The organism is Arthrobacter sp. YA7-1, assembly GCF_025960325.1.
GTDB lineage: Bacteria > Actinomycetota > Actinomycetes > Actinomycetales > Micrococcaceae > Arthrobacter > Arthrobacter bambusae_A.
This window is the reverse complement of sequence record NZ_CP110114.1, coordinates 2,662,922-2,676,224: the sequence shown is the minus strand read 5'-3', so window position 1 is coordinate 2,676,224 and position 13,303 is coordinate 2,662,922. Positions and strand designations below refer to the sequence as shown.

Genomic DNA, 13,303 nt, shown 5'->3' with positions numbered 1-13,303 from the left:
AATGCCAGTTAGTTGGGTTGTCGGCCCCGTGCCATAGGCTGGGGGAATGCAAAAGCAGCGCGTTGTGTTCGTCCATGGAGCAGGCACATTCGGCGCTGCCGCGTGGCCGAAACAACATGGCATGGCGCTGCAGTACGATGCGCTCTTCCTGAAACGCCACGGCTTCGATGCGCAGGCCGAGCCTTTGGAATCCGACGTTGCCGCCGATGTGGACATCATCCTCGAGTGCCTTGGAGCGCGGGAGGCCGCGTCAGCCCCCGGGCCGGCGCGCGGCGGCCACGTCGTGGCGCATTCCCAAGGCGCGATTTCCGCGATGTTGGCCGCAGTGGAACGGCCGGACCTGGTCCGGTCGCTCGTGCTCGTGGAACCGGCTTGTCTCTCATTGACGGCCGAATTGCCGGCCACCGCGGCTTACCGGGCACTCATGGAGCCGTTGTTCCGGGTCCGGCACGAACTCAGCGATGACGATTACCAGCGCGAATTCGTCCGCCGCGCGTTTTCCTCGGAGGCGGCGGTTCTCAGCACCCCCGAGGCCCGGCGTACCGCCCGGCGGTTGCGGCTCCAGGCAGCGCCGTGGGAAGCGCCCCTGCACATCGTGCCGGGAGTCCCCACGCTTGTCCTGACAGGTGGTTGGGAGCCCCTGTACGAAGAGATCGCCGGCTACTTGCAGGAAACCGGCGCCCTCCACCGCGTTGCGGCTGGAGGACACCGGCCTCATGATTCAGTTGAAGGAGACCGGATGATCCGGTCCTTCATCGCGGATGTCAGCCGCGCCGGATCAGCGCAGGCTTCCTGACGTCACTCAACGTTTTCCTGCGGGAACCTCGAGCTCGGGCAAGTAGACCTTGCCGCCGGATGCCAGGAATTCCTCGCTCTTTTCCCGCATACCGCTGTACATCTCCGCGATGGCCGCCTGGGAATCCGCCGAGCCGTATTCGTCGCGGATGTCCTGGCTGATGCGCATGGAGCAGAATTTCGGTCCGCACATGGAGCAGAAATGCGCCGTCTTGGCCGGTTCCGCCGGGAGAGTCTCGTCGTGGAACGATTCGGCCGTGACCGGATCCAATGACAGCGCAAACTGGTCACGCCAGCGGAACTCGAAGCGGGCCTTGGACAGGGCATCGTCGCGTTCATGGGCGCCGGGGTGTCCCTTCGCAAGGTCAGCGGCGTGGGCGGCGATTTTGTACGTGATCACGCCGGTCTTGACGTCGTCCTTGTTCGGCAGGCCCAGGTGTTCCTTCGGGGTGACGTAGCAGAGCATCGCGGTTCCGTAGCGCGCGATCTCCGTGGCGCCGATGGCCGAGGTGATGTGGTCGTAGCCCGGGGCAACGTCGGTCACGAGCGGGCCGAGGGTGTAGAACGGTGCGCCGTCGCACAACTCCTGCTGCCGCTCGACGTTCTCGCGGACGAGGTGGAACGGGATGTGGCCGGGGCCTTCCACCATGACCTGCACGTCGTACTTCCACGCCCGCTTCGTGAGCTCTGCGAGCGTGTCAAGCTCGGCGAACTGCGCGGCGTCGTTGGCGTCCGCCGTCGCTCCCGGACGCAAGCCGTCGCCGAGCGAGAACGCGACATCGTACTTGGCAAAGATTTCGCAGAGTTCGTCGAAATGCGTGTAGAGGAAGTTTTCCTCGTGGTGCGCCAGGCACCAGCCCGCCATGATGGAACCGCCGCGGGAAACGATGCCAGTCACGCGGTTCGCCGTCAGCGGCACGTAGCGCAGCAACACGCCGGCGTGGATGGTCATGTAGTCGACGCCCTGCTCGCACTGTTCAATGACGGTGTCGCGGAAGATCTCCCAGGTGAGCTTGTTGGCTTCACCATTGACCTTCTCAAGGGCCTGGTAAATCGGCACGGTGCCGATCGGCACGGGGGAGTTGCGGATGATCCATTCGCGGGTGGTGTGGATGTCGTCGCCCGTGGACAGGTCCATGACGGTGTCGGCGCCCCATTGGGTGGCCCACTGCAACTTGTCCACTTCTTCGGCGATGGAGCTGGTGACGGCCGAGTTGCCGATGTTGGCATTGATCTTCACCAGGAACGCCTTGCCGATGATCATCGGTTCGGATTCGGGGTGGTTGATGTTGTTGGGGATGATGGCCCGGCCGGCGGCGACTTCACTGCGGACCAGTTCCACATCGCAGTTCTCGCGAAGCGCGACGAACTGCATTTCGGGCGTCACGATGCCCTGCTTGGCGTAATGCATCTGCGTGACGGTCTTGCCCTCGACGGCGCGGCGGGGCACCGGCTGTGCGCCCTTCCACTCCGCGGAGGCGGCGCCGCGGCGCACGGCAGACTTGCCGTCGTCGAGCAGGTTCCGTTCGCGGCCGCTGTAGGCCTCGGTGTCGCCGCGGGCTTCGATCCACTCGCTGCGGAACGGCTCGAGGCCAACCACGGGATCACTTCCCGGCCCCGCGGTGCGGTACACCTGGAAAGGCGCGTTGGCCTCGCCGTTGGGGGATGGCTCCAGGGCGATTTCCGTGACCGGAACCCGGATTCCCGTCTCAGTGTCTTCCAGGAACACGAGGGAATGCGACTTGAGGGACTGGGTCACTTCTTGAGCCGATTCGTTTTGGGTAGGGCTCAGCTGTGTTTCTTTGGTGCTCAAAGGATTACTCACTTCCTTCGCCGGCATTACCCGGACAGGTTCAACGGTCGCAGGCTGCGTCAGCCCGATCTCAGCCCTTGCAAGGGCCCCCGTGTGGTCGTAGACGAAGCTACCACAGCCGGGAGTCCTTGAGACAGATGTGACCAAGGACAGACGTCACTGCCCCGGCGACGGCGCCTGAGTCTAGGGTGGAATCATGGCGGAAATCATCGAATTCAGCGGCGCCGTCCTCAGCGGGCCGGACGAGGATCTGCGCGGCCTCTGGTCGGTCGACGGACGGCTGACCTTTGTCCGACCCCTCGCGAAGCCGGACGTCGTGCTGGACGGATGGGTGGTGCCCGGCTTGGTCGACGCGCATTGCCATGTTGGCTTGGGCAAGGGCGGAGCCGTCGACGAGGAGACTGCCCGCTTGCAGGCGACGGCGGACCGGAATGCCGGGACACTCTTGATCCGCGACGCCGGTACCGCGAGTGACACACGCTGGCTGCAGCGCCGGACGGACATGCCGAGGATCATCCGGGCAGGCAGGCACATCGCGAGGCATCGGCGGTACCTTCCCGGCCTGGCCGAGGAAGTCGAACCGGAGGATCTGGTGGAGGCGGTGCGCAAGCAGGCACGGTCCGGAGACGGCTGGGTCAAGATCGTCGGGGACTGGATCGACCGCTCCGCCGGGGATCTCGGCCCGTCTTTTCCGGCGGCCATCGTCAAGGACGCCGTCGCGGCGGCGCACGACGAGGGGGCCCGGGTGACCGCCCATTGCTTCGCCGAAGGGACGATCGACGACATGCTCGACGCCGGCATCGACTGTATCGAGCACGCGACTGGTCTCCTCCCGCACCATATTCCCCGGCTGCTGGACCAAGGCGTACCGATCGTCCCCACCCTCATCAACATTGCGACGTTCCCGGACATCGCGAAGCAGGCGGAAGCGAAGTTCCCCCGTTACGCCGCCCACATGATCGCGCTCTGGGAGCGTCGGCATGAGCGGGTCCTCGAGGCGTTCGACGCCGGAGTGCGGGTATATGCCGGAACCGACGCCGGCAGCGTCATCAAGCACGGCCGGATCGGCGAGGAGATCCTGGAACTGCACCAGGCGGGCCTGCCGCCGGCCGCCGCGCTCGACGCCGCCTGCTGGTCCGCCCGCGAGTGGCTGGGTGCCGACGGCATCAGCGAAGGCGCCAGTGCCGACGTCGTGCTCTACGCAAACGATCCCCGCGCGTCCCTTGAGGCGGTGCTGAAGCCGCAATGCACCGTGTTGCGGGGACACCTTTCCGGAAGTGCCGGGCATTAGGAATAAATTGAAGCTTCAAGTAATTTAGATGTATAGAGGTTGCCGAAGGGCGGCGCCACAAAAGCCGGGAGTTACACATGACCATCACCTCCAGCCAGGATCTCCTTCCTGCCGAACTCGCCATGGGCACCGTCATGCTCAAAGTGGGGGACATGAAGCTCATGGGCGACTACTACCAACGGGCGCTCGGCCTGGACATCGTCGCCGAGCAAGACGGCGGACTCTACTTCGGCCGGCTCGGCAAGCCGTTGGTGCACCTCGCTCCCGCCCCCGGGCTCCAGATCCCTGGCCGCGGAGAGGCCGGACTCTTCCACACGGCTCTGCTCTTCGCGGACCAGTCCTCGCTCGCCGCAACTGTTGCCTCCGCAGCGCAGTACGAGCCCCACGCCTTTGTCGGCAGCGCAGACCACCTGGTCAGCGAGGCCTTCTACTTCACAGACCCCGAGGGCAACGGAATCGAGCTCTACTACGACAAGCCCCGCGAAGGCTGGGAGTGGAACGGCGGTTCGGTCGTCATGGACAGCCTGCCGCTCCCGCCGCAGCGCTACCTCCAGCAGTACCTGAGCGAAACGGCGGTGGCCGGCCAGCATGAGGCGGGCGCCGGCGTCGGGCATGTCCACCTCCAAGTGGGGGACGTCAAGACCGCCCATGACTTCTACGTCGACACCTTGGGCTTCGAGCAGACGGCCGGCTGGCACGGGCAGGCACTGTTCGTCTCCGCCGGGGGCTACCACCACCACATGGCCATGAACGTCTGGAACAGCCGCGGCGCAGGTCCGCGCAAGGACACGCTCGGTCTCGGCGAGGTGGTCATTGAAGTGCCGTCAGGCGACGACGTCGGCGCGCTCGCCGACCGCCTCAAGGTTGCCGGCATCGCCTCCCACCACGCCGGCCAGGAGCTGCGCTTCGAGGACCCGTGGCGCAACCGGCTGCGCGTCGCCGTCCGCTACGCTTGATCCGACGGTGTGGCGCATTTCGGCCGCCGCGCCGCAGCTCCGTCGCCACGAATGAATGAGAGTAGTTTCCATGGGCTTTGCTGAAATCTTTGTTGCCACCCACGATGAAGCACTCAAGAGGGCCGCTGCCCTGGAGAAGGGCAGTGACGTATCCGGCGCCGCGGTCCGGATCCCCGGAATCAGCGATTTCGAAGTAGAACAACTTGGCGACCTCGCTGGCACGGCCGTACATGCGGCTGGCGCCGACTATGAGCTCGCTTTGGTGGACGTCACCAGTGACGCCTTGCTCGGCGTCCCCGAAGCCATGGTGCGTGCCCTGTCCGAGCTGCTCAGCTACGAGACCGAGGGAGAAGGAAGCATCCTCGACGACGTCGCCGAACGCTGGGCGGCCCAAGAGGACATGCCCTTCGATGCCCAACAGTCCCGGCTGTACGTCCAGCAATTGGCGGCGCTCGCGAGCGACGTCGAAAAGGCCGAACGTGCCGGCCTCTACGTCTGGTCCGCCGAGCAGTAGAGCCGCGTTAAACCCGCCGCACGGACCGCGCGTTCGAAATACTGTCTGCCATCTGGCACAATGGACAGGTACTCGATCTGCGCGGCCCCTCTCTCCGTGTGTGCATCTTGTCCTTTGGAACCCTCAAGTATGGCCCGCCCCACGGGTGCAGAACGACGGGCTCAACCCCGTTTCAGAAACAGGAGTGACCACAAAAGTGGCCGTAAAGATTCGCCTTAAGCGCTTCGGTAAGATGCGCGCACCGTACTACCGCATCGTCGTCATGGACTCCCGCGCCAAGCGCGATGGCCGTGCGATTGAAGAAATCGGCAAGTACCACCCCACCGAAGAGCCCTCGTACATCGAGGTTGTCTCCGAGCGTGCACAGTACTGGCTGTCCGTCGGCGCCCAGCCGACCGAGCAGGTCGCTGCGATCCTCAAGATCACCGGTGACTGGCAGAAGTTCAAGGGCCTCCCGGGCCAGGAAGGCACGCTGAAGACCAAGGTCGCCAAGCCTGCTTTCGTTGCACCGGAGAAGGGTTCCGTCATCATCCCGGAAGCCATCACCAAGAAGGCCAAGCAGTCGGAAGCAACTGAAGCTCCCGCTGACGCTGAAGCAGAGACCACCGAGGCTGAGTAAATTGCTGGCAGAAGCGCTCGAGCACTTGGTCCGCGGGATCGTTGACAGCCCTGAGGACGTCAAGGTCAGTGCCAAGAACAACCGCCGCGGGGAATCCCTCGAGGTGCGTGTTCACCAGGATGACCTCGGACGGGTGATCGGTCGCCAGGGTCGCACCGCACGCGCTTTGCGCACGGTGATTGCGGCACTGGCAGGCGGCGAGCAGGTCAGGGTCGACGTCGTCGACACCGACCGCCGCCGGTAACGCGCTCAGCAATACTTGTCTTAGATCCGGCCCCTTCACCAGATTATGGTGGAGGGGCCGGCTTGTTTTACGAGCAAATCCCCAGTCCTGGTCCACGTCGGCCCAGCGAAGAAACCAGAGGAACACATGCAGCTCCAGGTCGCCCGAATCGGCAAGCCCCACGGAATCCGCGGCGAAGTCACCGTCCAGGTGCTCACTGACGCCCCCGGCGATCGTTTCGTCCCTGGGACCGAATTCGTGGTGGAGCCCGCAAAGGCCGGTCCCTTGACCATCATCAGCGCCCGGTGGAACAAGGACATCCTGTTGCTCGGTTTCGAAGAGATCTCCACGCGCAACCAGGCGGAGGAAATCCGCGGCGCGAAGCTGTTCATCGAGACGGAAGAGCTGGAAGAGGACGACGACGAAGGCTGGTACGAGCATGAGCTCGTCGGCCTTGAGGTGCGGGTCGGCTCGCAGGCCGTAGGCAAAGTGACCGCACTCAACACCATGCCGGTCCAGGACCTGCTGGTCATTGAAGACGCGGACGGCAAGGAAATCCTGGTGCCTTTCGTCGAGGAAATCGTGCCCGAGGTCAACATCGAGGACGGCTACGTGTTGCTTACCCCGCCGCCGGGCCTCTTCGAACTGAATACCGAAGCTTCCGCCGGCGACGCGGAAGAGGACGATGCCGACACCAAGGATGACGCGTAGATGCGCATCGATGTCGTCAGTATCTTTCCCGAGTACCTGGCGCCGCTCGAGCTTTCCCTCATAGGCAAGGCACGTCAGGATGGGCTCCTGGAGCTCAATGTCCATGACTTGAGGACCTTCACCACGGACAAGCATCGCACGGTGGACGACACTCCGTATGGTGGCGGCGCGGGCATGGTCATGAAGCCCGAGCCCTGGGCCCAGGCCCTGGAATCCATCGCCGACGCGCGAAGTGCCGAGGCCGGAACTGCCGCAACTGAGCCCTCATCGGACGTACCGAAGAAAAAGCCGGTCCTGATTGTCCCGTCGCCCGCGGGGGAGCGCTTCAACCAGGCCCTCGCCTATGAGCTTGCCGAGGAAGATCAGCTCGTTTTCGCCTGCGGCCGCTATGAAGGCATTGACGAGCGCGTCATGGAATGGGCGGCAGGGCACTTCACCGTCCGTCCGGTCAGCTTGGGCGACTATGTCCTCAACGGCGGGGAGGTGGCAGTCCTGGCCATGGTCGAGGCCATCGGACGATTGCTTCCGGGTGTCGTCGGCAATCCCGAATCGTTGGTGGAGGAATCCCATTCGGACGGCTTGCTCGAGTACCCCGTCTACACGAAGCCCTCGTCCTGGCGCGATCGTGACGTGCCTGCGGTCCTTTTGAGCGGGAACCACGGCAGGATTGCCCAGTGGCGACGCCACGAACAATTCCGCCGCACGGCGGAACGCCGCCCGGACCTCCTCGCAGAGTTCGACGCCGGCCGCCTGACGCGCGCGGACCGCACGGCTTTCGGCGAACTCGGGTACGACGTCGTCGACGGCCGGCTGCGACGCCGCCCGGACAGTGAACTCCCGGCCTGAGCCTCCCGCCGTCGGGCAGCCTCATCCGCCAGCCGTCCGCGGGAACCGGGCCGCATTCGCGGGATTGGCCGGAACTCCCGCGGTGTGGCAGAATTAACCCTTGTGTCTACTGGGTTCGCACCTGCCACAGGGGGAGCGTCACCAACAGCCTGACAACCCGGAACCGCCAATCAGTGGTGGTATCGGACTTTGAAAATCTTCGGCGGTAATTTCCGGACGGTATTGCGCCCCGGGCTTGACCGCCGTGACCCAAAGTGGATGACCTGTGGCGTTCACCAGGAGTGGATTAATGCATATCCTCGATAGCGTAGATGCAGCTTCGCTGCGTAACGATGTTCCCGAGTTCCGCGCGGGTGACACCATCAAGGTTCACGTGAACATCATCGAAGGCAAGAACTCCCGTGTCCAGGTCTTCCAGGGCTTCGTCCTGGGCCGCCAGGGTGACGGCGTTCGCGAAACCTTCACGGTCCGCAAGGTTTCCTTCGGTGTCGGCGTGGAGCGTACCTTCCCGGTTCACTCCCCGATCATCGAGAAGATCGAGGTCGTCACCAAGGGTGACGTCCGCCGCGCCAAGCTCTACTACATGCGCGCACTGCGCGGCAAGGCTGCGAAGATCAAGGAAAAGCGCGACTTCGCCACCGGCAAGTAGGTCTTTCGACCAACAGCGGGTCCTGGATTCGTGTCCGGCCTGCGCCGGAGAAATCCGCAACGCAACAGGAAACGAATCATGGACCACGCAAAACGCCAGCCCCGGAAACAGGGCTGGCGTTTTGTTTTGCTCGCATTTGTCCTTGCCGTGGCTATCAGCGGGCTTGTCCGGTCTTTGTGGCTCGACGTCTACTTCATCCCCTCCGAGTCCATGGAGCCGATCCTGGGCACCGGGGACCGCATCCTTGTGTCCCGGACCGATTTCGGCGTGGACCCTATCCGCCGTGGAGACATAGTGGTCTTCGACGGCAGGGGAACCTTTGCCCCGCTGAACAGCGGCAAAGGAGCGTTTGCCGACGCCGTGGCCGCCACGGGCCATTGGCTGGGCCTGACGGGAAGCGACACGACATACGTCAAACGTGTCATCGGGCTCCCCGGAGACCACGTTGTTTGTTGTGGCGCTGGCGGCAAACTCACAGTCAATGGTCAGCCGCTTGAGGAACCCTATCTGTATCCCGGCGACGCGCCGAGCGAGCAGAGATTCGATGTCATAGTCCCCAGTGACCGATTGTGGCTCATGGGAGACCACCGTTCACGGTCGGCCGATTCGCGTGGGCTGCTGGGCGCACCCGGCGGAGGGATGGTGCCGCTGGAGCGTGTCATCGGGCGTCCGGTCCGGATTGTCTGGCCGCTTGATAGATTTGCAGAACTGCCTCGCCCTGCGCAGGCCGGTACAACCTCGAAGAACGGACAATAGATGCCCGAGACAACTCCCGGGAAGCCGGAACGGCACGACGACGACGCCCGGCTCCTTGACGGATCGTCCGCTTCCGCGATGGATCTTGCAGCCGACGACGCCGATCCGGCGGCGGACAGGGCGACTGGCTCGAGCGCGGCCGCTTCCGAGGAGCAGGAGTCTCCGCGCCGCGCTGCGCGACGGGGTTCGCGATCGGACACGGGCGATAGCGATCAGCCAGAAACTGCCGGCAAAAGCCACGGCAGTCCATTCCTCGGCTGGCTCAGGGAAATCGGCACCGTGGTGGTCATCGCCATCGTGTTGTCCTTCCTCATCAAGACTTTCCTGTTCCGGGCCTTCTTCATTCCTTCCGAGTCCATGGTCAACACCCTTGACGTGGACGACCGGATCTTCGTAAATCTGCTGGTCCCGCAACCTTTCGCGCTGCAGCGCGGCGACATCGTGGTCTTCAAGGACACGCAGGGATGGCTGCCGCCCACGCAGAAGGCAGCGCCCGGGCCATTCAAGTGGTTCCAGGACGGACTTGTCTTCGTCGGGCTGCTCCCTGACGAGACAAACCAACACCTCGTCAAGCGCGTGATCGGCCTGCCGGGGGACAGGGTCTCCTGTTGCGACAGTTCCGCCCGCGTCAGCGTCAACGGCACGGTCCTCAACGAGAGCTACATCAATCCTGCCCAGGTTCCGCTGGCCAAGCCTTTCGATGTGGTGGTCCCTGCGGGCAAAATTTGGGTTATGGGCGACAACCGCAACAACTCCGCCGACTCCCGCGAACACCAATCAGTCAACGGTGGTTTCATCGACATCTCCGACGTCGAAGGCCAAGCGACAGTCATTGCGTGGCCCATCAACCGTTGGCAGATCCTTGACAACCACTCCGATGTCTTCCGCAACGTCCCTGCGCCGTCTCCCCAGAACACGGCTTCACCCACGGCTCCAGCGGGCAAATGATGGTTCCGGCGGGAGCGGGTACTCCGGTTCGAACGCAGCGGAAACCCGCCGCGCGGACGAAGCACGCTCCTGAATTTCCGACCCTGGATGTCGAACGGGGTTTCCTGGCTCCGGGGGTCACCCTTCTGGCGGGTGTCGATGAAGTAGGCCGTGGAGCCCTCGCCGGGCCGGTGTCGGTGGGGATCGCCGTCGTTGACCTCGCGGACCACGGCTTGCTCGCCGGTGTCCGCGACAGCAAGCTCCTCAAACCGGAGGACCGCGAGCGGTTGGAACCGCTGGTTCGGGAATGGGCGGTTGGATCCGCGGTGGGCCACGCAAGTTCGGCGGAGATCGACGCGCTGGGAATTGTGGGCGCCCTGCGCCTTGCCGGCACACGCGCCTGGTTCGAGATTCTCGCCTCGGGCGTCCACCCGGACCTGGTCCTGCTGGATGGGAGCCACAACTGGCTATCGCCACAGAGCCAAGGTTCGTTGTTTGACGCGGAGCCCTCCGGACCCGCTTGCGAGGCGCCGGTCCACACCCGGGTGAAGGCGGACATGACCTGCCTCAGCGTCGCCGCCGCCAGTGTGCTTGCCAAGGTAGCGCGCGACCACATCATGCTTGGGCTGCACGAGGAATATCCGGCGTTCGGCTGGAACGAGAACAAGGGCTACGCCACGTCGTTCCACCGGGATGCGCTCAGATCATTGGGTCCTACGCCTTACCACCGGACCAGCTGGAACTTGCTCTAGCCCCCGCTTTTCCGCGTCCTTCACGGGGTCGGCCGGGCCGTGGCGGCGTGTGCCCGCTCTATGGTGCAAGATGGATCTATGAGTGCCGAGGATCTTGAGAACTACGAAACCGACATGGAGCTGCAGCTCTACCGCGAATACCGCGACGTCGTTGGTTTGTTCAGCTACGTTGTCGAGACCGAACGCCGGTTCTATCTGGCAAACCACGTTGACCTGCAGGCCCGCAGTGCCGACGGCGAGGTCTATTTCGACTTGACCCTCCAGGATGCCTGGGTGTGGGACGTCTACCGTTCGGCCCGATTCGTGAAGAATGTCCGGGTCATTACGTTCAAGGACGTCAACGTCGAGGAACTGCCGCGCAACGAGGAACTTTCCTTGCCGAAGGACGGCGACCTGGGGGATCTCGGCAACCTGGGCCACTAGCCCCTGGGCAACCAGGACGGCCCGCCCACTCTTCCTCCACACCGTCTGGCTGACGGAGTTTCCCACATAGCCGAACTGCCCCCTGTCTTTGGATTCTCCGCGCCTCCACGCTGGAAGCGGAGGTGGTCATGAAAGCCAAAGACTTGTTGGGCCGGCACGGTGAAGCGCTGGCCGTAGCTTTCCTTGAAACCCAGGGAATGCGAATCGTGGACCGCAATTGGAGGTGCTCCGAGGGCGAGATCGACATCGTGGCGCTCGACGGCGACACCCTGGTGATCGCCGAGGTCAAGACCCGGAAGAACCTGGCTTATGGGCATCCTTTCGAAGCGGTTGACGCAGCCAAACTCGCCCGGCTCCATCGCCTGGGCCTTTCCTGGTGCCGTGATCACGAACTGCGTGCCCCGCGCCGCCGGGTGGATGTCGTGGGAATCATCGACGACGGCGTGGGCGAGCCAAAGCTCGAACACCTCAGGGGCGTGGGCTAGATGGGCGTGGGTCGAAGCTATTCCGTGGCGCTGCTGGGCCTGAACGGATACATCGTGGAGGTCGAAGCAGATATCGGCCAGACCCTCCCCAATTTCGTGATCCTGGGACTGCCGGACGCTTCCCTGAACGAGGCCAAGGAGCGCATTCGTTCCGCGGCGCAGAATTCCGGCATCCCCCTGAGTCGCCGAAAGATCACCGCAAACCTGATTCCGGCTTCGCTGCCGAAGCGTGGCTCGGGGTTCGACCTCGCGATCACCATGGCAGTGTTGCGCGCTGCTGGTGATATCCGTTCTACCGAAGACACGGTCTTCATCTCGGAGTTGGGACTGGACGGCAGGTTGAGGCCGGTTCGCGGCATCCTGCCGGCAGTCATGGCGGCTGTTCAGGCAGGCCACCCCGAGATCGTGGTGGCGCACGCCAACGTCGCCGAGGCGGAGTTGGTTCCGGGCGCGGTGGTCCGCGGCTACAAGACCTTGGCGCGCCTTGCCTTTGATTTCGGTGCCGAACCGCAGGACCTGGCCTTGGATTATGACCCGGCCGACGGCGACGTTGCAGGAGATGCGGATGCCGGTGCCGGGGTTGTTCCGGACCTTTGTGATGTCTCCGGGCAGGGCGATGCCCGCCGTGCTTTGGAGGTTGCCGCAGCCGGGGCACATCATGTGCTGCTTTGCGGTCCGCCGGGCGCGGGCAAGACGATGCTTGCCGAGCGGCTCCCGGGGCTCTTGCCGGATTTAGGGGACCGGGAAGCCATGGAGGTCACGGCGATCCATTCGCTTTCGGCTGTGCATGTCGATTCGGTACAGCTGTTACGGCGGCCGCCTTTTGAGAATCCCCATCACAGCGCCACCGCGGCAGCAATCATCGGCGGTGGTTCCGGCCTGCCGCGGCCCGGGGCGGCATCACGGGCGCACCGCGGTGTGTTGTTCCTTGACGAGGCTCCGGAATATGAACGCCGGGTCCTGGACGCCCTGCGGCAGCCCCTGGAAAGCGGAGAGCTGGTCATCCATCGTTCCGCCGGTACCGCCGCGTATCCGGCCCGTTTCCAGCTGGTCCTGGCTGCGAATCCTTGCCCTTGCGGGAAGGCCACCGGCAAGGGAGTCGATTGCACGTGTACCCCGGTGATGCGGCGCCGCTACTTCGGGCGCATGTCCGGGCCGTTGCTGGACAGGGTGGACATCCAGCTCCAGGTGGAACGGGTGTCCCTCGCGGACTTTGGGCAGTCCGGCGCGGAGGAGGACACGGCTACTGTCGCCGGGAGGGTCCATGCCGCCCGGTCGCGGCAACGGGAACGGCTAGAGAGTTTCGGGATGGAAACCAATTCGCAGGTTCCCGGGCGCGTACTGCGCGGCGAACTGCGCCTGCCTTCCGCGACCACGAAGATTCTGGACACTTCCCTGGAGCGTGGAATTCTCACCGCGAGAGGATACGACCGCGTCCTGCGTCTCGCGTGGACCCTTGCGGATCTAGGCCACAGAGCCCAACCCCACAGCGACGACATCGGGCAGGCCCTCGGCTTGCGGCAGGCGGTTGCGGCCGCATGAA

Annotated in this window: 16 protein-coding genes and 1 riboswitch; of the genes, 15 read left to right on the top strand and 1 reads right to left on the bottom strand. The window is 64.3% G+C overall.

The window, feature by feature from the left end; all coding sequences use genetic code 11:
- Positions 1 to 46: 46 nt before the first annotated feature.
- Positions 47 to 796, top strand: coding sequence for an alpha/beta fold hydrolase (locus OIT41_RS12565; RefSeq protein WP_264636542.1), 750 nt, complete (start codon positions 47 to 49; stop codon positions 794 to 796).
- Positions 797 to 802: 6 nt separating this feature from the next.
- Here OIT41_RS12565 and thiC read toward each other — a convergent pair whose 3' ends face one another.
- Complete coding sequence (thiC, locus tag OIT41_RS12560; RefSeq protein ID WP_242598470.1) at positions 803 to 2,608, bottom strand: phosphomethylpyrimidine synthase ThiC; 1,806 nt, start codon at positions 2,606 to 2,608, stop codon at positions 803 to 805.
- Positions 2,604 to 2,711, bottom strand: a riboswitch (TPP riboswitch). (Overlaps the previous gene by 5 nt.)
- Before the next feature lie 93 nt (positions 2,712 to 2,804).
- Between thiC and OIT41_RS12555 the strand changes: the two genes are divergently transcribed.
- The 14 genes from OIT41_RS12555 to OIT41_RS12490 all read left to right on the top strand — a co-directional run bounded on the left by OIT41_RS12555 (position 2,805) and on the right by OIT41_RS12490 (position 13,302).
- Positions 2,805 to 3,899, top strand: a complete 1,095-nt coding sequence (locus OIT41_RS12555; protein ID WP_264636541.1) for an amidohydrolase family protein — start codon at positions 2,805 to 2,807, stop codon at positions 3,897 to 3,899.
- A 77-nt stretch (positions 3,900 to 3,976) separates the two neighbouring features.
- On the top strand, positions 3,977 to 4,855 hold the full coding sequence (locus OIT41_RS12550) for a VOC family protein (protein ID WP_264636540.1): 879 nt from the start codon (positions 3,977 to 3,979) through the stop codon (positions 4,853 to 4,855).
- A gap of 70 nt (positions 4,856 to 4,925) precedes the next feature.
- Positions 4,926 to 5,369, top strand: coding sequence for a hypothetical protein (locus OIT41_RS12545; RefSeq protein ID WP_171983558.1), 444 nt, complete (start codon positions 4,926 to 4,928; stop codon positions 5,367 to 5,369).
- Between the two features lie 196 nt (positions 5,370 to 5,565).
- Positions 5,566 to 5,988, top strand: coding sequence for a 30S ribosomal protein S16 (gene rpsP, locus OIT41_RS12540; protein ID WP_059387673.1), 423 nt, complete (start codon positions 5,566 to 5,568; stop codon positions 5,986 to 5,988).
- A 1-nt stretch (position 5,989) separates the two neighbouring features.
- Positions 5,990 to 6,232, top strand: a complete 243-nt coding sequence (locus OIT41_RS12535) for an RNA-binding protein (protein WP_028267532.1) — start codon at positions 5,990 to 5,992, stop codon at positions 6,230 to 6,232.
- 126 nt (positions 6,233 to 6,358) lie between these two features.
- Entirely contained in the window at positions 6,359 to 6,922 is a 564-nt protein-coding gene (gene rimM / locus OIT41_RS12530) for a ribosome maturation factor RimM (RefSeq protein ID WP_241707498.1), read from the top strand.
- Positions 6,923 to 7,768: a tRNA (guanosine(37)-N1)-methyltransferase TrmD gene (gene trmD / locus OIT41_RS12525; protein WP_241707499.1), complete on the top strand. Its 846-nt coding sequence runs from the start codon at positions 6,923 to 6,925 to the stop codon at positions 7,766 to 7,768.
- Between the two features lie 289 nt (positions 7,769 to 8,057).
- Positions 8,058 to 8,417 (top strand): 50S ribosomal protein L19, encoded by a 360-nt coding sequence (gene rplS / locus OIT41_RS12520; RefSeq protein WP_059387674.1) that lies wholly within the window; start codon positions 8,058 to 8,060, stop codon positions 8,415 to 8,417.
- A gap of 78 nt (positions 8,418 to 8,495) precedes the next feature.
- Complete coding sequence (gene lepB / locus OIT41_RS12515) at positions 8,496 to 9,173, top strand: signal peptidase I (protein ID WP_264636539.1); 678 nt, start codon at positions 8,496 to 8,498, stop codon at positions 9,171 to 9,173.
- Positions 9,174 to 10,121, top strand: a complete 948-nt coding sequence (gene lepB, locus OIT41_RS12510) for a signal peptidase I (protein WP_264636538.1) — start codon at positions 9,174 to 9,176, stop codon at positions 10,119 to 10,121.
- Positions 10,118 to 10,852, top strand: coding sequence for a ribonuclease HII (locus OIT41_RS12505; protein ID WP_264636537.1), 735 nt, complete (start codon positions 10,118 to 10,120; stop codon positions 10,850 to 10,852). Before lepB (OIT41_RS12510) ends, OIT41_RS12505 begins: the two co-directional genes overlap by 4 nt.
- 78 nt (positions 10,853 to 10,930) lie before the next feature.
- Positions 10,931 to 11,275, top strand: coding sequence for a DUF2469 domain-containing protein (locus OIT41_RS12500; RefSeq protein ID WP_241707503.1), 345 nt, complete (start codon positions 10,931 to 10,933; stop codon positions 11,273 to 11,275).
- A gap of 128 nt (positions 11,276 to 11,403) precedes the next feature.
- Positions 11,404 to 11,760, top strand: a complete 357-nt coding sequence (locus tag OIT41_RS12495; protein WP_264636536.1) for a YraN family protein — start codon at positions 11,404 to 11,406, stop codon at positions 11,758 to 11,760.
- The gene (locus tag OIT41_RS12490; RefSeq protein WP_264636535.1) at positions 11,761 to 13,302 is read left to right on the top strand and encodes a YifB family Mg chelatase-like AAA ATPase; all 1,542 of its coding nucleotides are present in this window, start codon (positions 11,761 to 11,763) and stop codon (positions 13,300 to 13,302) included.
- Position 13,303 lies beyond the last annotated feature (1 nt).